Source organism: Streptomyces venetus (assembly GCF_039540295.1).
GTDB lineage: Bacteria > Actinomycetota > Actinomycetes > Streptomycetales > Streptomycetaceae > Streptomyces > Streptomyces venetus.
On sequence record NZ_BAABET010000001.1, the window covers coordinates 838,352 to 856,662 of the forward strand.

Genomic DNA, 18,311 nt, shown 5'->3' on the forward strand with positions numbered 1-18,311 from the left:
GCCTGGCCAACCGTGTCGGGCGGGTGGGTGGGCAGAGGCCGTCAGACACCCGCCGCCGCGAACGCCCCCCGCGCCATCCGGTGCAGCAACTCCGCCGTAGCCCCCCGCCCGGGCAACACCCCAGGCCTCCCCAGATGCGGCGTCGAGTTCAGCAACCCGAACACGGAGTGGACGGCAGACCGCGCCGCCGGCTCCCCGAGCGCCGGGTACACCTCCCGCACCACCCCCACCCACAGCTCCACGTACTGCCGCTGAAGCTGCCGCACCATCTTCCGGTCGCTGTCCCGGAGGCGATCCAGCTCCCGGTCGTGCAGGGTGATCAGAGGCCGGTCGTCGAGCGCGAAGTCGATATGCCCCTCGATCAGCGAGTCGAGGACCGCCTCGGCCCCCACCTGCCCGTCCGCCTCCGCCAACCTCCGCTTCGCCCCGGTCAGCAACTGCTCGCTGATCCCCACCAGCAGCTCCGCGAGCATCGCGTCCTTGCCCGGGAAGTGCCGGTACAACCCGGGTCCGCTGATCCCCACCGCGGCGCCTATCTCGTCGACGCCGACCCCGTGGAAGCCCCGCTCGGCGAACAACCGCGCGGCCTCCTTGAGGATCTGCTCGCGGCGGGTGGGTGCGTCGGTTCTGGTGGCCATGAAATCAATTCTAGACAGGGAGGTTAGCGGTCGTTAACCTGAAGGAAATGCGTTAACGCTCATTAACACGTGAGGGGATCCGCAGGATGCACGAGGCACCGGAGCTCACGAGCGCGGCAGACCCCGCGTCGGAGGCCTTTCGGGCCAACGAGGAGGCGCACCACGCCCTCGTCGAGGAGCTGCGCACCAAGCTGGCCGCGGCCGCCCGGGGCGGCGGCGAGAAGGCCCGCGCCCGCCACACCGCGCGCGGCAAGCTGCTCCCCCGCGACCGCGTCGACACCCTCCTCGACCCGGGCTCGCCCTTCCTGGAGCTGGCCCCGCTCGCGGCCGACGGGATGTACGAGGGCCAGGCCCCGGCCGCCGGCGTCATCGCCGGCATCGGCCGGGTCAGCGGCCGCGAGACCGTGGTCATCGCCAACGACGCCACGGTCAAGGGCGGCACGTACTACCCGATGACGGTCAAGAAGCACCTCCGCGCCCAGGAGGTCGCCCTCGACAACCGCCTGCCCTGCGTCTACCTGGTCGACTCCGGCGGCGCCTTCCTCCCCATGCAGGACGAGGTCTTCCCCGACCGCGACCACTTCGGCCGGATCTTCTACAACCAGGCCCGTATGTCCGGCGCCGGCATCCCCCAGATCGCCGCGGTCCTAGGCTCCTGCACGGCGGGCGGGGCGTACGTCCCGGCGATGAGCGACGAGGCCGTGATCGTCCGCAACCAGGGCACGATCTTCCTGGGCGGACCACCCCTGGTGAAGGCGGCCACCGGCGAGGTCGTCACGGCGGAGGAGCTGGGCGGCGGCGAGGTCCACTCCCGGATCTCGGGCGTCACCGACCACCTCGCGGAGAACGACGCGCACGCGCTGCGCATCGTCCGCACGATCGTCTCCACCCTCCCCGCGCGCGGGACGCTCCCCTGGGAGGTCACGGAGGCGACGGAGCCCAAGGTCGACCCCCACGGCCTCTACGGCGCGGTCCCGGTCGACTCCCGCACGCCGTACGACGTGCGCGAGATCATCGCCCGGGTCGTCGACGGCTCCCGCTTCGCCGAGTTCAAGTCCGAGTTCGGCCAGACCCTCGTCACCGGCTTCGCCCGGATCCACGGCCACCCGGTGGGCATCGTCGCCAACAACGGCATCCTGTTCTCCGAGTCCGCCCAGAAGGGCGCCCACTTCATCGAGCTGTGCGACCAGCGCGGCATCCCCCTCGTCTTCCTCCAGAACATCTCCGGGTTCATGGTCGGCCGGGACTACGAGGCGGGCGGCATCGCCAAGCACGGCGCCAAGATGGTCACGGCGGTCGCCTGCACCCGCGTCCCGAAGCTGACGGTCGTGGTGGGCGGCTCCTACGGCGCGGGGAACTACTCCATGTGCGGCAGGGCGTACTCCCCCCGCTTCCTGTGGATGTGGCCGAACGCCAAGATCTCGGTCATGGGCGGCGAGCAGGCCGCCTCGGTCCTCGCGACCGTCAAGCGGGACCAGCTCGAGGCGCGCGGCGAGTCCTGGCCGGCGGAGGACGAGCACGCCTTCAAGGCCCCGATCCGCGCCCAGTACGAGCACCAGGGCAACGCCTACTACGCGACGGCCCGCCTCTGGGACGACGGTGTGATCGACCCGGCGGACACCCGGCAGGTCCTGGGACTGGCCCTGACCGCGTGCGCCAACGCGCCCCTGGGTGACCCCCAGTTCGGCGTCTTCCGGATGTGAGGGGACGGACGACGATGTTCGAGACAGTGCTTGTGGCCAACCGGGGCGAGATCGCCGTGCGCGTCATCCGTACGCTGCGGTCGATGGGCGTGCGCTCGGTGGCCGTCTTCTCCGACGCGGACGCCGACGCCCGGCACGTCCGCGAGGCGGACACGGCGGTCCGGATCGGACCGGCCCCGGCGTCGATGAGCTACCTGTCGGTGGAGCGCCTCCTGGAAGCCGCCGCCCGCACCGGCGCCCAGGCGGTCCACCCCGGCTACGGCTTCCTCGCCGAGAACGCGGCCTTCGCGCGCGCCTGCGCCGAGGCAGGCCTGGTCTTCATCGGCCCTCCGGCGGACGCGATCGCCCTCATGGGAGACAAGATCCGCGCCAAGGAGACGGTCCGGGCGGCCGGAGTGCCCGTGGTCCCCGGCGGACGCGACCCCGAGCTGGCCGAGGCGGCCCGCGAACTGGGCGCTCCCGTGCTGCTGAAGCCCAGCGCGGGCGGCGGCGGCAAGGGCATGCGCCTGGTGCGGGACCTGACCCGGCTGGAGGAGGAGATCGCGTCGGCCCGCCGCGAGGCCGGCGCCTCCTTCGGCGACGACACGCTCCTCGTGGAGCGCTGGATCGACCGCCCCCGGCACATCGAGATCCAGGTCCTGGCCGACGGCCACGGGCACGTGGTCCACCTCGGGGAGCGCGAGTGCTCCCTGCAACGCCGCCACCAGAAGATCATCGAGGAGGCGCCCAGCGTGCTCCTCGACGAGGAGACGCGGTCCGCGATGGGCGAGGCGGCGGTCCAGGCGGCCCGCTCCTGCGGCTACCGGGGCGCGGGCACGGTGGAGTTCATCGTCCCCGGCCAGGACCCGTCCTCGTACTACTTCATGGAGATGAACACCCGCCTCCAGGTGGAACACCCGGTCACGGAGCTGATCACCGGCCTGGACCTGGTCGAGTGGCAGCTGCGGGTCGCGGCCGGCGAGCCCCTCGGTTTCGCCCAGGAGGACGTACGGCTGACGGGTCACGCGGTGGAAGCCCGCATCTGCGCCGAGGACCCGGCCCGCGACTTCCTCCCCTCCGGGGGCACGGTCCTGAAGCTCCGCGAGCCGCAGGGCGACGGCATCCGCACCGACTCGGGCCTCACCGAGGGCACGGAGGTCGGCAGCCTCTACGACCCGATGCTCTCCAAGGTCATCGCCTACGGCCCCGACCGCGCGACCGCGCTGCGCAAGCTCCGCTCGGCCCTGGCGGAGACCGTCACGCTCGGGGTGCAGACGAACGCCGGCTTCCTGCGCCGGCTGCTCGCCCACCCGGCGGTGGTCTCCGGCGACATGGACACCGGCCTGGTCGAGCGCGAGGTGGAGGCACTGGTCCCGACGGACGTACCGGAGGAGGTGTACGAGGCGGCGGCGGCCGTCCGCCTGGAAGGGCTCAAGCCCGAGCCGGGCGGCTGGACGAACCCCTTCTCGGTGCCGAGCGGCTGGCGCCTCGGCGGTGAGCGGAAACCCGCGGCCTTCCACCTGAGGGTGCGGGACCCGCTCGAGCACACCCCGCGCGGCACCGCCGTGGTCTCCGGCGACCGGGTCTCGGTGACCCTGGACGGCGTCCGCCACACCTTCCACCGCGCCGCCGACTGGCTCGGCCGCGACGGCGACGCCTGGCACGTACGCGACCACGACCCGGTGGCCGCGTCCCTGACCCGCGCGGCCCACGCGGGCGCCGACTCGCTCACGGCGCCCATGCCGGGCACGGTCACGGTCGTGAAGGTCGCGGTCGGCGACGAGGTGACCGCCGGTCAGAGCCTGCTGGTGGTGGAGGCGATGAAGATGGAGCACGTCATCTCCGCCCCGCACGCGGGCAAGGTCACCGAACTGGACGTGACACCGGGCTCGACGGTCGCCATGGACCAGGTCCTGGCGGTCATCGCGCCCGACGAGGAGGTGGAGGCATGACGACGACCGGGCTTCCCATGGTGATCCCGACAGCGGACCTCCCGAGCCGCGTCCGCATCCACGAGGTGGGCGCACGCGACGGCCTGCAGAACGAGAAGGCGACGGTCCCCACGGAGGTCAAGGCTCACTTCATCCGCCGCTTGGCCGAAGCGGGCCTGACGACGATCGAGGCGACGAGCTTCGTCCACCCCGCGTGGGTCCCCCAACTGGCGGACGCGGAAGCGCTGTTCCCCATGGTCGACGACCTCCCCGTCGCGCTCCCGGTCCTGGTCCCGAACGAACGCGGCCTGGACCGCGCCCTGGCGCTCGGTGCCCGCCGGATCGCCGTCTTCGCCAGCGCCACGGAGTCCTTCGCCAAGGCCAACCTCAACCGCACGGTGGACGAGGCCCTGGCGATGTTCGAGCCGGTGGTGACCCGCGCGAAGACGGCGGACGTCCATGTGCGCGGCTACCTCTCCATGTGCTTCGGCGACCCGTGGGAGGGCGAGGTCCCGATCCCCCAGGTGGTCCGGGTCTGCCGGGCCCTGCTGGACATGGGCTGCGACGAGCTGAGCCTGGGCGACACGATCGGCGTGGCGACTCCGGGCCATGTGGTCGCGCTCCTCGCGGCCCTGGACGAGGCGGGAGTTCCGCTCTCCGCCCTCGGCGTCCACTTCCACGACACCTACGGCCAGGCCCTCGCCAACACCCTCGCCGCGCTCCAGCAGGGCGTCACCACCGTCGACGCCTCAGCGGGCGGCCTGGGCGGCTGCCCGTACGCGAAGTCGGCGACCGGCAACCTGGCCACCGAAGACCTCGTGTGGATGCTGCGGGGCCTCGGCATCGACACCGGCATCGACCTCGGCCGCCTCGTCGCCACGAGCACGTGGATGGCCGCCCACCTGGGCCGACCCAGCCCGTCCCGCACCGTCCGAGCTCTGTCCCACGAGGGCACCGAGGAGCAGTGATCACCATGGACTACCGTCTCTCCCCCGAACTGGAGGAACTCCGCCGCACGGTCGAGGAGTTCGCGCACGAGGTGGTGGCGCCGAAGATCGGCGACTTCTACGAGCGGCACGAGTTCCCGTACGAGATCGTCCGGGAGATGGGCCGCATGGGCCTGTTCGGGCTGCCGTTCCCCGAGGAGTACGGCGGCATGGGCGGCGACTACCTGGCGCTGGGCGTGGCCCTGGAGGAACTGGCGCGGGTCGACTCCTCGGTCGCCATCACGCTCGAAGCCGGTGTATCCCTCGGCGCGATGCCCGTCTACCGCTACGGCACGGAGGCCCAGAAGCAGGAGTGGCTCCCCCGCCTCTGCTCCGGCGAACTCCTGGGCGCTTTCGGCCTGACGGAGCCGGACGGCGGCAGCGACGCGGGCGCGACCCGTACGACGGCCCGCCTGGACGAGTCGACGAACGAGTGGGTGATCAACGGCACCAAGTGCTTCATCACCAACTCGGGCACGGACATCACGGGCCTGGTCACGGTCACGGCGGTGACGGGCCGCTCGGCCGACGGCAAGCCCCTGATCTCCTCGATCATCGTCCCCTCCACCACCCCCGGCTTCACGGTCGCGGCCCCGTACTCGAAGGTCGGCTGGAACGCCTCGGACACCCGCGAGCTGTCCTTCACGGACGTCCGGGTCCCGGCGGAGAACCTCCTCGGTGAGGAGGGCCGCGGCTACGCCCAGTTCCTGCGCATCCTCGACGAGGGCCGCATCGCGATCGCCGCGCTGGCGACGGGTCTCGCACAGGGCTGCGTCGACGAATCGGTCAAGTACGCCAAGGAACGCCACGCCTTCGGCAAGCCGATCGCCGCCAACCAGGCCATCCAGTTCAAGATCGCCGACATGGAGATGAAGGCCCACACGGCCCGCCTGGCCTGGCGCGACGCCGCGGCCCGCCTGGTGTCCGGCGCCCCCTTCAAGAAGGAGGCGGCCCTCGCCAAGCTCCACTCCTCCACCGTCGCGGTCGACAACGCCCGCGAGGCCACCCAGATCCACGGCGGCTACGGCTTCATGAACGAGTACCCGGTCGCCCGCATGTGGCGCGACTCCAAGATCCTCGAGATCGGCGAGGGCACGAGCGAGGTCCAGCGCATGCTGATCGCCCGCGAACTGGGCTTGGTGAGCTGATCCCCGGGGCCCGCACCCGCAATGGTGCGGGCCCCCACGGTCGGCGCGCGGAGGTCAGCCGTGGATCAGCGGCGAACCGAGGGTCTCCTTGGTGATGGCGCCCTTGCCGTCACCTTCGATGTCATAGACGATCGTCGCGTCCGCCGACCAGTACACCTCGCCGTCGTACACCGTGGACGGCGCGACGCAGGTGTTCGCGGGCTCCACCTGGAACCACGAGTAGTTGTCGTTGACGAGCTTGGTCAGGTCGCAGGTCTTCGACGTGACGACGTGGTCCTCGCTGGTCTTGGTCAGACGCTCCTCGATCCGCGTCGTGATCTTGAAGCTGGTGAACCGCTTGGAGTTGTCGACGACCTGGTCGTCGATGATCTGCCAGCTCATGACCGACTTGCCGGTCATGCTGCCGGACACGGTCCCGGTGTTCTGGACGTAGTACGTGGTCTGCGGCTTCTGACCGGGGAAGACCACATCGAACTGCGAGTCGGCGGTGCCGGCCGAGGCCGGCGCCGCGGCCAGGGCGACGAGCGCGAGTGCGGCGGCGCCGCCCGCGACGGTGGTGGACAGAAGCTTCCTCATGATGGTGTCCCTTCCGGGGTGCGCTCCAGGAAGTCGGCGTCCTTGCCCGCGGAGTTCCGCTTCGGTTCGAAGCTCCGGGTCCGCGTCGAGGCCGCGAGCGGGCCGTGGGCGACGGGCAGCAAGGTGACGCGCAGGGCAGCGCAGGACATGGCGCAGCATTCCCCCGTGAAAGCGCGCATGGAGAACCGGTGTTCGGTTCGATGGTCACCCGGAACGTATCAGCCGATCACAGCGCTCGCCACACCTAATCTTCACGTCTGACTCACCGTCACAACACAGCCGCACGCCCCTTGGTGATCCGGATCACCGCCTCGTCGCGCATCCCCGCCACACCCCCCGGGCACAGCTACCAGGACCCCCTGGACACATCTTGAGGTTAGGCTAACCTAAGCTTGATTCCAGCCAAGCGGCTCTCGGCCGTGCCCGCAGTGTCTCCGTACGCATGAAAGCAGACCCAGCCATGTCGAACGCCAGAACCGCCCGCTTCTCCCGCCGCGGCATCCTCGCCGCCGGCGGCGCCCTCGGACTCGGCGCCCTCGTGACCGCGTGCGGCAGCGAAGACTCCAAGGACGGCGGCTCGGAGTCGAAGGCGGCCGCAAAGTCCGGCCCGTGGTCCTTCAAGGACGACCGCGGCAAGAGCGTGCAGCTCGACAAGGTGCCCGCGAACATCGTCGCCTTCACCGGCGTCGCCGCCGCCCTCCACGACTACGGCGTCTCCGTCAAGGGCGTCTTCGGCCCGACCAAGACGCAGGACGGCAAGCCCGACGTCCAGGCCGGCGACATGGACATCAGCAAGGTGACCATCCTCGGCAACGCCTGGGACCAGTTCAGCGTCGAGAAGTACGCCACCCTCGCCCCGGACGTGCTGATCAGCACGATGTTCGACGACGCCGGCACGCTCTGGTACGTCCCCGAGGACTCCAAGGACAAGATCGCCAAGCTGGCCCCGAGCGTCGGCATCTCCGTGTACGACCGTCAGCTCACCGCCCCGCTGGAGCGGATGTGGGAGCTGGCCGAGTCCCTCGGCGGCGACATGAATGCCGCGAAGGCCACCGACGCGAAGAAGCGGTTCGAGAAGGCGTCCGAGCGGCTGCGCAAGGCCGCCAAGGCGCACCCCGACATCAAGGTGATGGCCGGTTCCGCGAGCCAGGAGCTCTTCTACGTCTCCGGTACGAACCTCTCCGTCGACCTGGAGTACTTCAAGGCCCTCGGCGTGAACTTCGTCGAGCCGCCGGCGAAGGCCAAGGCCCAGGGCGGCGGCTGGTTCGAGAGCCTGAGCTGGGAGAACGTCGACAAGTACGCGGCGGACATCATCATGATGGACGACCGGTCCTCGGCGATCCAGCCGGCGAACATCACCGAGGCGACATGGAAGAAGCTGCCCGCGGTGAAGGCCGGGCAGGTCATCTCGCGGTCGGCCGAGCCGATTCTGTCGTACGACAAGTGTGTGCCGTTGGTGGAGAACCTCGCGAAGGCCATCGAGACGGCGAAGAAGGTCAGCTAGGCGCTCAGCGCCGCGGGGGCTGCTCAACGACTGCGTCTGCGGGCCGTGTGTGCCTTGTCGCGCCCACGCGGCGGAGCCGCACATCGGCACAGGCCCCGCCCCCCTTTCGGGGCGCCCACCCCCACCGCCTGACGACACATCAGGAGCCCTCATGACCACGGCCGTAGCCGCCCCGTTCCGTTTCTTCTCCCTCCAGGTCGTGCGGACGAGGCGGCTCGGTCCGTCTCTGGTCCGTGTCACCTTCGGTGGGCCCGATCTGCACGCCTTCCACTCCGACGGATGCGACCAGTCGCTGTCGCTGTTCCTGCCCCACCCCGGGCAGCCCGAGCCGGTCGTGCCGCTCGAGCTCGGGGACGGCTGGTGGCAGGGGTGGCGTGAACTCCCGGACGACGTACGGGCCGTGATGCGGTCGTACACCCTGCGCGCGCTGCGCCGCGACCCGGACGAGATCGACATCGACTTCGCCCTGCACGGCGTCGAGCCGGGCGCCGCGGTCCAGGCCGGCCCCGCCTCCCGCTGGGCCGCCGCGGCCGCCGCCGGGGACCGGGTCCTGCTGCTCGGCCCGGCCGTCGCCGACAACCGGGCGATCCGCTTCCGGCCGCCGGAGGGCACCGACCTCGTGGTCGTCTGGGGCGACGAGACCGCCGTACCGGCCGCCTCGGCCATCGTCGAGTCGCTCCCGGCCGGCACCCGTGCCCGGGTCTGGCTGGAGGTGCCGTACGCCGGCGACGTCCAGGACCTCGTGACCGAGGCGGACGCCGAGATCACCTGGCTGGTGCGGGAGGAGAGCAGGAGCGCCGACGGCTCCCCCATGGCCCTCGACATCCTCCGCGACCACCGACTCCCGCCCAGCGAGAGCCCGTACGTCTGGATCGCCGGCGAGTCCGGCTGTGTGAAGCGGCTGCGACGGCACTTCGTGCAGGAGCGCGGGATCGACCGCCGCCGGGTCACGTTCGTCGGCTACTGGCGCCACGGCGTGAGCGAGGAGCAACTGCGGACCGAGGGCTAGCCGACCCGCCGACGACGGAAGACGAAACCTGAGTGACCACGGTCACGGCAGGGCACGGTTTCCCGCTGAATAACTTAGGTTAGGCTTACCTAAGTTGAACCGGCGGTTCAGCCGCCCTGTCCCGCACCGGACTGTCCCCACCGGAGGACCCCCACATGCGTTCGCACCTGCTCAACGACACCACCGCGGAGCAGTACCGCCGCTCCGTGACCGAAGGAGTCGAGCGGGTGGCCGCCAAACTCGCCGCCACCGACAGGCCGTTCACCGGCGTCAGCGTCGACGCCCTCGCTCCCCGCATCGACGAGATCGACCTCGACCAGCCGCTGCACGACACCACGGCGGTGCTCGACGAACTGGAGGAGGTCTACCTCCGGGACGCCGTCTACTTCCACCACCCCCGCTACCTGGCCCACCTCAACTGCCCGGTCGTCATCCCGGCCGTGCTCGGCGAGGCCGTCCTGTCCGCCGTGAACTCCTCCCTGGACACCTGGGACCAGTCGGCCGGCGGCACGCTCATCGAGCGGAAACTGATCGACTGGACGACCGAGCGCATCGGCCTCGGCCCGGCCGCCGACGGCGTGTTCACCTCCGGCGGCACCCAGTCCAACCTCCAGGCGCTGCTGCTCGCCCGTGAGGAGGCCAAGAGCGACACCCTGGCCAAACTGCGCATCTTCGCCTCCGAGGTCAGCCACTTCAGCGTGAAGAAGTCCGCGAAGCTCCTCGGGCTCGGCCAGGACGCCGTGGTCTCCATCCCCGTCGACCACGACAAGCGCATGCAGACCGTCGCCCTCGCCCGCGAGCTGGAGCGCTGCACGAAGGACGGCCTCGTCCCCATGGCCGTCGTCGCCACCGCCGGCACCACCGACTTCGGCTCCATCGACCCGCTGCCCGAGATCGCCGGGCTGTGCGAGCAGTTCGGCACCTGGATGCACGTCGACGCCGCCTACGGCTGCGGACTGCTCGCCTCCCTGAAGCACCGGGACCGCATCGCCGGCATCGAGCGGGCCGACTCGGTCACCGTCGACTACCACAAGTCCTTCTTCCAGCCGGTGAGTTCCTCGGCCGTCCTCGTACGGGACGCGGCGACGCTCCGGCACGCCACCTACCACGCCGAGTACCTGAACCCGCGCCGCATGGTGCAGGAACGTATCCCCAACCAGGTGGACAAGTCCCTTCAGACCACCCGCCGCTTCGACGCCCTCAAGCTGTGGATGACGCTGCGGACCATGGGCGCCGACGGCATCGGACAGCTCTTCGACGAGGTGTGCGAGCTGGCCCGGGAGGGCTGGAAGCTGCTCGCCGCCGACCCGCGCTTCGACGTGGTCGTGGAGCCCAGCCTGTCCACGCTGGTCTTCCGCTACATCCCGGCGAACGTCACCGACCCCGCCGAGATCGACCGCGCCAACCTCTACGCCCGCAAGGCCCTGTTCGCCTCCGGTGACGCCATCGTCGCGGGCACCAAGGTCGCCGGCCGTCACTACCTGAAGTTCACCCTGCTCAACCCCGAGACGCAGGCCTCCGACATCGCCGCCGTCCTCGATCTGATCGCCGGCCACGCCGAGCAGTACCTGGGAGAGTCCCTTGACCGCGCGTCCTGACAACCCGACCAGAACCCATGACTTCGTGGGCATCGGGCTCGGCCCCTTCAACCTCGGCCTGGCCTGCCTGACCGAGCCCATCGCCGAACTCGACGGCGTCTTCCTGGAGTCGAAGCCCGACTTCGAGTGGCACGCGGGGATGTTCCTCGACGGCGCCCACCTCCAGACCCCGTTCATGTCGGACCTGGTCACGCTCGCCGACCCGACGTCCCCGTACTCCTTCCTGAACTACCTGAAGGAGAAGGGCCGGCTGTACTCGTTCTACATCCGCGAGAACTTCTACCCGCTGCGCGTCGAGTACGACGACTACTGCCGCTGGGCCGCCGGCAAACTGAGCACCATCCGCTTCGGCACGACGGTGACGGAAGTCCGCTACGAGGACGACGTCTACGTCGTGCACACCGAGGCCGGAGACGTGTACCGCGCCCGCCACCTGGTCCTCGGCACGGGCACCCCGCCCTACGTCCCCGAGGCCTGCCAGGGCCTGGGCGGCGACTTCATCCACAACTCCCGCTATCTGAGCAGCAAGGCGGAGCTGCAGAAGAAGGACTCGATCACGCTGGTCGGGTCCGGGCAGTCCGCCGCCGAGATCTACTACGACCTGCTCAGCGAGATCGACGTCCACGGCTACCGCCTGAACTGGGTCACCCGCTCCCCCCGCTTCTTCCCGCTGGAGTACACCAAGCTCACGCTGGAGATGACGTCCCCGGAGTACGTCGACTACTTCCGCGAACTGCCGGAGGCCACCCGCTACCGCCTCACGGCCGAGCAGAAGGGCCTGTTCAAGGGCATCGACGGCGACCTGATCAACGAGATCTTCGACCTGCTCTACCAGAAGAACCTCGGCGGTCCCGTGCCCACGCGCCTGCTCACCAACTCCTCGCTGCACAGCGCGGCGTACGAGAACGGCACGTACACGCTGGGCTTCCGCCAGGAGGAGCAGGAGAAGGACTTCGAGCTGACCTCCGAGGGCCTGGTCCTGGCCACGGGCTACAAGTACGCCGAGCCGGAGTTCCTGAAGCCCGTGCGGGACCGCCTGGTCTACGACTCCCGGGGCAACTTCGACGTCGCCCGCAACTACGCCGTCGACGTCACCGGCCGCGGGATCTTCCTCCAGAACGCCGGCGTCCACACCCACAGCATCACCAGCCCGGACCTGGGCATGGGCCCCTACCGGAACGCGTACATCATCCGCGAGCTGCTCGGCACCGAGTACTACCCGGTCGAGAAGACGATCGCGTTCCAGGAGTTCTCCGTATGAGCATCGGTACCCTCACCCTCCGCGACCTGGACCCGCTCCGGGACGCCGAGCTGCTGCACGGCTGGGTCACCCACCCCAAGGCGGCCTACTGGATGATGCAGGACGCGAAACTCCAGGACGTCGAGCGCGAGTACATGCGGATCGCGGCCCACGAGCACCACCAGGCCTTCATCGGTCTGCACGACGGCGAGCCGGCCTTCCTGATGGAGTCCTACGACCCCCGGTACGTCGAACTGGTCGGGCTGTACGACCCGGAGCCCGGCGATGTCGGCATGCACTTCCTGGTCGCGCCGACGGACCGCCCGATCCACGGCTTCACCCGCGCCGTCATCACCGCCGTGATGGAGGAGCTGTTCGCCGACCCCCGCACCCGGCGGGTCGTGGTGGAGCCCGACGTGAGCAACAAGGCCGTGCACGCGCTGAACGAGGCCGTGGGATTCGTGCCCGCACGTGAGATCGACAAGCCGGAGAAGCGCGCGCTGCTGAGCTTCTGCACACGCGAGCGCTTCTTCAACAGGCACAGCCTGGCCGCCCGAGGAGTAGCCGTATGACCCTGTCCGACGCCGTAGCGCATCTGTCCCCCCACCGCTGGGCGCGGGCCAACCGCCTCCTGATCCGCAAGGCCCTCGCCGAGTTCGCGCACGAGCGGCTCATCACGCCGGAGGCCACCGGCGACGGCGAGTACGTCGTCCGCAGCGACGACGGCCAGACCCGGTACACCTTCACCGCCGTACGCCGCGCGCTCGACCACTGGCAGGTCGACGCCGACTCGATCACCCGCCACCGGGACGGTGCCGAACAACCCCTGGCTGCCCTGGACTTCTTCATCGAGCTCCAGAAGTCCCTCGGCCTGAGCGACGACATCCTGCCCGTCTACCTGGAGGAGATCTCCTCCACCCTCTCGGGCACCTGCTACAAGCTCACCAAACCGAAGAAGACGGCGGCGGAGCTCGCACGCGGCGACTTCCAGGCCATCGAGACCGGCATGACCGAGGGCCACCCCTGCTTCGTGGCCAACAACGGGCGGCTCGGCTTCGGCATCCACGAGTACCTGTCGTACGCGCCGGAGACGGCGAGCCCGGTCCGGCTCATCTGGCTCGCGGCGCACCGCTCCCGTGCCGCGTTCACGGCCGGCGTCGGCATCGAGTACGAGTCGTTCCTGCGCGAGGAGCTGGGCGCCGAGACGGTCGAGCGCTTCCACGGCGTCCTGCGCGAGCAGGACCTCGACCCGGCCGACTACCTCCTCATTCCCGTCCACCCCTGGCAGTGGTGGAACAAGCTGACCGTCACCTTCGCCGCCGAGGTCGCCCGGAAACACCTGGTGTGCCTGGGCGAGGGCGACGACGAGTACCTGGCCCAGCAGTCCATCCGGACCTTCTTCAACACCTCCAGCCCCGAGAAGCACTACGTGAAGACGGCCCTGTCCGTCATCAACATGGGCTTCATGCGCGGTCTCTCGGCCGCCTACATGGAGGCCACCCCGGCGATCAACGACTGGCTGGCCCAGCTGATCGAGGGCGACCCGGTGCTGAGCTCGACGGGCCTGTCGATCATCCGCGAGCGGGCCGCCGTCGGCTACCGGCACCTGGAGTACGAGCAGGCGACGGACCGCTACTCGCCGTACCGCAAGATGCTCGCCGCGCTGTGGCGGGAGAGCCCGGTGCCGTCCCTGAAGGACGGCGAGTCGCTGGCCACCATGGCCTCCCTGGTCCATGTCGACCACGAGGGTGCCTCCATCGCCGGCGCGCTGATCGAGCAGTCGGGACTCTCCCCGACGGAGTGGCTGCGCCGCTACCTCCAGGCCTACTTCACGCCCCTCCTCCACAGCTTCTACGCCTACGACCTGGTGTTCATGCCGCACGGCGAGAACGTCATCCTCGTGCTGAAGGACGGGGTCGTGCAGCGCGCGATCTACAAGGACATCGCCGAGGAGATCGCCGTCATGGACCCGGACGCGGTGCTGCCGCCGACGGTGGAGCGGCTGCGCGTGGAGGTCCCGGAGGACAAGAAACTCCTGTCGATCTTCACGGACGTCTTCGACTGCTTCTTCCGCTTCCTCGCGGCGAACCTGGCCTCCGAGGGGATCCTGGAGGAGGACGACTTCTGGCGCACGGTCGCGGACGTCACCCGCGCCTACCAGGAGTCGATGCCGGAACTCGCCGACAAGTTCAAGCAGTACGACATGTTCGCCCCCGAGTTCGCCCTCTCCTGCCTCAACCGCCTCCAACTCCGCAACAACGAACAGATGGTGGACCTCTCGGACCCGTCCGGCGCCCTCCAACTGGTAGGCAACCTCCAGAACCCCATCGCGACCATCTGACACCCCACAGCAGACGGGCACCCCGGAGTACGGTCCTCCGGGGTGCCCGTCGTTTCAGGGCCGCGGGAAACTGCGCACTCTTGGGGGCGCGGGGAACCGCGCACTCTTGGGGGCGCGGGGAACTGCGCACGCTTGGGGGCGCGGGCAACTGCGCACGCTTGGGGGCGCGGGGAACTGCGCACGCTTGGGGGCGCGGGCAACTGCGCACTCTTGGGGGCGCGGGGAACTGCGCACTCTTGAGGGGCGCGGGGAACTGCGCGACAAGCCCCCACCGCCCCGCGGCCAATTCACCGCCCGCCAGCCCCCCACGGCACCTGCCCCGACCGATAAAACCCTACCCCCAGGGCATCCCACCGCTCAGCCTGCGCAGCAAGCCGCACCTTGTACCGCTCCCAGTCACGCGTCGCCCCCTGCGACCACCCCAACTCGGCAACCCCGGGCAACCGCGGAAACGCCATGAACTCGATGTCCCCGGAGTCCTCAAGAGTCTCCGACCACATCGGCGCCTCCACCCCCTTCACGGCCCCGCCCGGCACCCCCGGCAGATACGCCCCGGGATCCCAGTCGTACGACCGCTTCACCTCGACGTACCCCGCCCAGGACAGCCCCAGCGGCGTGTCCTTCGTGTACTTCATGTCGAGATACACCCGGTCGGCCGGCGACAGGATCAGCCCCGTCCCGCCCTGCGCGGCCTTCACGACCCGCTCCTTCTCCTCGGCACTCGTACTGTCGAGCCCCCAGTACTGCGCGAGAGCGCCCTTCGCCGGAGTCGCCCCGGTCAGCTGGTGCCAGCCGACCACCGTCTTGCCGTACTTGGCGACGATCGGCTGCACCCGGTCCATGAACTTCACGTAGTCCCCATGGCTGGTGGAGTGCGCCTCGTCACCCCCGATGTGGAGGTACCGGCCCGGCGTGAGCGCCGCGAGCTCCCGGATCACGTCCTCCACGAAGTCGTACGTGACCTCCTTGCCGACGCACAGCGAGCTGAAGCCGACCTCGGTGCCGGTGTAGAGCGGCGGCGCGACACCGTCGCAGTTCAGCTCGGCGTACGAAGCCAGCGCCGCGTTCGTGTGGCCGGGCATGTCGATCTCGGGGACGACCTCCAGGTAGCGGGAAGCGGCGTACCGCACGATCTCCTTGTAGTCGGCCTTGGTGTAGAAACCGCCGGGACCACCGCCGACCTCGGTCGAACCGCCGTAGGTGGCGAGCCGCGGCCAGGAGTCGACGGCGATGCGCCAGCCCTGGTCGTCGCTGAGGTGCAGATGCAGCTTGTTGATCTTGTAGAGGGCCAGCTGGTCGACGTAGCGCTTGACCTGGTCGACGGTGAAGAAGTGCCGGGAGACGTCGAGCATGGCGCCGCGCCAGCCGTAGCGCGGGGTGTCGGTGACGGTGCCGCCGGCGACGAGCCACGGGCCGGGCTGGACGGAGTCCCTCTCGACGGCCGCCGGGAGCAGCTGGCGCAGGGTCTGCACGCCGTGGAAGAGGCCGGCGGGCTCCGCCGCCGTGATGGTGACGCCCTTGCGGCCGCTGTCGAGGCGGTAGCCCTCGGCGCCGAACGGGCCCGCGGCGAGGCGCAGTCGGATCCCGCCGGTCCCCTGGGCGGTGACGGGCAGGCGGTAGCCGGTGGAGGGGCGGAGGATCCGCGCGAGGTACTCGCCGATGCGGCGGATCTCGCGGGAGTCGTCGACGCGTATGTGGGTGCCGCGGGTGATCCGGTAGGGGGATCCGCCCGGCGCGACCGAGGCGGGCGCGGGGATCACACGGTCGAGCGGGGTGGGCGACGCCTCCGCCGCGGGGGCGGCCCCTGTCACGGAGACGCCCATCGTCACGAGCAGCAGGGAACCGAGAAGGCGGAGCGTTCTGTGGTGGTGTCTCACACGGCCGTCTCTCACAAGCGTGTCCCTTCCATGAGCCGTAGAGCTCCAAGAGGTCTGGACCACTCTCTCGCGAGAGGCGGCGAACAATCCACCCCCGTGGCGGAGATCCGCTGCGGCCCGGGCCGGACGCCAAGGCCCGGCCCGGGCCGCACGGGCCTACTTGGCGCGGCGCGCCACCGTGAAGTGGTCGATCCGCTCGCCGGTCTCCGCGATGCCCCGCACCTTCAGCGTGGCGTAACGGCCTCGCGGGGCCGGGGTGACGTCCACGCGCAGGAACGAGTAGTTCAGGTAGCGCACGCGCGACCACGCGACGGTCTCGTTCTGCTTGCCGTCCTTGAGGTTGACGAAGGAGGCCACGGAGTCGACCTCGTGCTCGTGCCCCTCGTAGGAGTCGGGCGCGCTGAACGCGTACAGGCTGCGGCCGGCCGCACCCGCCGTCACGTACACCACGCCCTCGGTCTCGGGGTACGCCGTGCCGCCGATCGGCAGCTTCTTGGCGACCTTGTCGCCCTTGATGACGTCGGTGCGCTCGTACTGGTGGTTGTGGCCGTTGATGACGAGGTCCACCTGGTACTTCTCGAACAGCGGCACCCACTCCTGGCGCACACCCCCCTCCGAGGCGTGCGCCGTGGAGGTGCAGTAGGCGCAGTGGTGGAAGAACACCACGACGAAGTCGATGTCCCGCGCGGCCCGGTACTTCTTCAGCTGCGCCTCGAACCACGTGGTCTGCGTGCCGCCCGAGATGCCGAGGTTGGCCGGGATCTCGAAGGACACGTCGTTGGGGTCGAGCGAGATGACCGCGGTGTTGCCGTGGACGAAGGAGTAGACGCCCGGCAGGTGCTTCGTGTCCGGCCCGTTGCCGGGGAGCGTGAAGCGGGCCTCCTCGCCGCCGTAGCCGCCCGGCGAGTACCAGGCCTCCATGTCGTGGTTGCCGTACGACACCATCCACGGGACGGACTTGGCGACCGTCTCGGTCTGGGCCAGGAACTGGTCCCAGGTGCGCGAGTCGAAGCCGGTGTCGGAGGTCTTGCCCTGGCCGGTCGGGTCGCCGTAGGCGATGTCGCCGGCGTGCAGGTGGAAGGCCGGGTTCTGGCCGAGCAGCAGGCTGTTGTTGGCGAGGCCGTGGTAGCTGACGCCCTGGTCGCCGAAGGCCGTGAAGGTGAACGGCGCCTTGTGCGCGGGAGCGGTGGTGAAGGTGCCGAGGGTGCCCAGCAGGTGCGGCTCGGCGGGGTCGAAGCCCTGGTGGCCGACGCCGTAGTAGTAGGTCCGGCCCGGTCGCAGGTGGGTCAGCCGGGCATGGAGGTAGTACTGGGTGTGGTCGCCGCTCGCGCCGACCCCGGCCGGGGTGAAGAGGGTGCGGACCTCGGCGTCGATCTTCCGGGAGAGGTCCGTGGGGTGGGCGCCGATCCGGATGAACGGCTTCTTGACGGCGACCGGGACCTGCCAGGAGACCGTCATCTCCGTGCGCGGGTCGGCACCGTAGGCGAGGTGGCGGCCGAAGGGTGCGACGAAGGCACCGTCGACGGCCTCGGTCGCGGGAGCGGTGCGTGCCGTGGGAACGGCCGCCTGGGCGGTGGCGCCGGGTACGAACGCGCCACCCGCGACGGCGCCGAGCGTGACGGCACCGCCTCTGATCATCGTGCGCCGGGAGAATCTGGCGCGCAGGTACTCGTGCTGCTCGGCCATACTCATGCGCTCGGCGAGCCGCTCGGGTACGCCCATACGAGGAAGGTCCATGGCGTCCAAAAATCGACGCCTCGGGCAACGGGACACGGGACGCG

Annotated in this window: 15 protein-coding genes; 10 read left to right on the forward strand and 5 right to left on the reverse strand. The window is 70.0% G+C overall.

Annotated features, from left to right (window positions below):
• Positions 1 to 41: 41 nt before the first annotated feature.
• Positions 42 to 638, reverse strand: coding sequence for an SACE_7040 family transcriptional regulator (locus ABEA82_RS03620; RefSeq protein WP_345659863.1), 597 nt, complete (start codon positions 636 to 638; stop codon positions 42 to 44).
• 86 nt (positions 639 to 724) lie between these two features.
• On the opposite strand from ABEA82_RS03620, the gene ABEA82_RS03625 reads away from it, so the two are divergent.
• From ABEA82_RS03625 to ABEA82_RS03640, 4 genes are read left to right on the forward strand one after another with little or no spacing between them, the layout of a single operon-like run.
• A complete protein-coding gene (locus ABEA82_RS03625; RefSeq protein ID WP_345659864.1) occupies positions 725 to 2,341 on the forward strand; it encodes a carboxyl transferase domain-containing protein in 1,617 nt (538 codons plus the stop codon).
• Between the two features lie 14 nt (positions 2,342 to 2,355).
• Positions 2,356 to 4,272: an acetyl/propionyl/methylcrotonyl-CoA carboxylase subunit alpha gene (locus tag ABEA82_RS03630; protein WP_345659865.1), complete on the forward strand. Its 1,917-nt coding sequence runs from the start codon at positions 2,356 to 2,358 to the stop codon at positions 4,270 to 4,272.
• Positions 4,269 to 5,219 (forward strand): hydroxymethylglutaryl-CoA lyase, encoded by a 951-nt coding sequence (locus tag ABEA82_RS03635; protein ID WP_345659866.1) that lies wholly within the window; start codon positions 4,269 to 4,271, stop codon positions 5,217 to 5,219. Before ABEA82_RS03630 ends, ABEA82_RS03635 begins: the two co-directional genes overlap by 4 nt.
• 5 nt (positions 5,220 to 5,224) lie before the next feature.
• On the forward strand, positions 5,225 to 6,385 hold the full coding sequence (locus tag ABEA82_RS03640; protein WP_345659867.1) for an acyl-CoA dehydrogenase family protein: 1,161 nt from the start codon (positions 5,225 to 5,227) through the stop codon (positions 6,383 to 6,385).
• Positions 6,386 to 6,439: 54 nt separating this feature from the next.
• On the opposite strand, the gene ABEA82_RS03645 is transcribed toward ABEA82_RS03640, so the two are convergent.
• Positions 6,440 to 6,961 (reverse strand): hypothetical protein, encoded by a 522-nt coding sequence (locus tag ABEA82_RS03645; RefSeq protein WP_345659868.1) that lies wholly within the window; start codon positions 6,959 to 6,961, stop codon positions 6,440 to 6,442.
• Positions 6,958 to 7,110 (reverse strand): hypothetical protein, encoded by a 153-nt coding sequence (locus tag ABEA82_RS03650; RefSeq protein ID WP_345659869.1) that lies wholly within the window; start codon positions 7,108 to 7,110, stop codon positions 6,958 to 6,960. Before ABEA82_RS03650 ends, ABEA82_RS03645 begins: the two co-directional genes overlap by 4 nt.
• A gap of 311 nt (positions 7,111 to 7,421) precedes the next feature.
• On the opposite strand from ABEA82_RS03650, the gene ABEA82_RS03655 reads away from it, so the two are divergent.
• The 6 genes from ABEA82_RS03655 to ABEA82_RS03680 all read left to right on the forward strand — a co-directional run bounded on the left by ABEA82_RS03655 (position 7,422) and on the right by ABEA82_RS03680 (position 14,653).
• Positions 7,422 to 8,465: an ABC transporter substrate-binding protein gene (locus tag ABEA82_RS03655; protein ID WP_345659870.1), complete on the forward strand. Its 1,044-nt coding sequence runs from the start codon at positions 7,422 to 7,424 to the stop codon at positions 8,463 to 8,465.
• A 151-nt stretch (positions 8,466 to 8,616) separates the two neighbouring features.
• A complete protein-coding gene (locus ABEA82_RS03660) occupies positions 8,617 to 9,474 on the forward strand; it encodes a siderophore-interacting protein (RefSeq protein ID WP_345659871.1) in 858 nt (285 codons plus the stop codon).
• 155 nt (positions 9,475 to 9,629) lie between these two features.
• Positions 9,630 to 11,072, forward strand: coding sequence for a lysine decarboxylase DesA (desA, locus tag ABEA82_RS03665; protein WP_345659872.1), 1,443 nt, complete (start codon positions 9,630 to 9,632; stop codon positions 11,070 to 11,072).
• A complete protein-coding gene (locus tag ABEA82_RS03670; protein WP_345659873.1) occupies positions 11,056 to 12,333 on the forward strand; it encodes a lysine N(6)-hydroxylase/L-ornithine N(5)-oxygenase family protein in 1,278 nt (425 codons plus the stop codon). The genes desA and ABEA82_RS03670 overlap by 17 nt, the downstream gene beginning before the upstream one ends.
• Positions 12,330 to 12,884, forward strand: a complete 555-nt coding sequence (locus ABEA82_RS03675; protein WP_345659874.1) for a GNAT family N-acetyltransferase — start codon at positions 12,330 to 12,332, stop codon at positions 12,882 to 12,884. Before ABEA82_RS03670 ends, ABEA82_RS03675 begins: the two co-directional genes overlap by 4 nt.
• Entirely contained in the window at positions 12,881 to 14,653 is a 1,773-nt protein-coding gene (locus ABEA82_RS03680) for an IucA/IucC family protein (protein WP_345659875.1), read from the forward strand. Before ABEA82_RS03675 ends, ABEA82_RS03680 begins: the two co-directional genes overlap by 4 nt.
• Before the next feature lie 287 nt (positions 14,654 to 14,940).
• On the opposite strand, the gene ABEA82_RS03685 is transcribed toward ABEA82_RS03680, so the two are convergent.
• On the reverse strand, positions 14,941 to 16,530 hold the full coding sequence (locus ABEA82_RS03685; RefSeq protein WP_345659876.1) for a beta-N-acetylhexosaminidase: 1,590 nt from the start codon (positions 16,528 to 16,530) through the stop codon (positions 14,941 to 14,943).
• 156 nt (positions 16,531 to 16,686) lie between these two features.
• Positions 16,687 to 18,252 (reverse strand): purple acid phosphatase family protein, encoded by a 1,566-nt coding sequence (locus tag ABEA82_RS03690; RefSeq protein WP_345659877.1) that lies wholly within the window; start codon positions 18,250 to 18,252, stop codon positions 16,687 to 16,689.
• Positions 18,253 to 18,311: the final 59 nt, after the last annotated feature.